1 protein-coding gene is annotated in these 244 nt (G+C 74.6%); it reads left to right on the forward strand.

Going from position 1 to position 244, the window contains the following annotated elements; translation table 11 throughout:
* On the forward strand, positions 1 to 243 hold a 243-nt coding region (locus ACR9ZK_RS23055; protein WP_481344243.1), incomplete at its 5' end, for a hypothetical protein.
* Position 244: the final 1 nt, after the last annotated feature.

Genomic DNA, 244 nt, shown 5'->3' on the forward strand with positions numbered 1-244 from the left:
GCCCAGCGCGACGCGAGGCTCGATGCCTTCACGACGGCGCTCGCCAAGCGCCTGCGCATGGACGTCGCAAAGGTGCGCGGCGCCATCGCCGCCGTTCGTGCGGCCTGCGCGGCCGCACGCCAGAAGGCCTTCGACGACCGGCTCGCCCAGGCGGTGCAGAGCGGCACGCTGACCCCGGCCGAGGCCGACGCCGTGAAGAAGGCGGCCGCCGCCGGGGTCATCGAGATGGACGGCCCTGACTGAC

Source organism: Monashia sp. HAY1-5C (genome assembly GCF_056755255.1).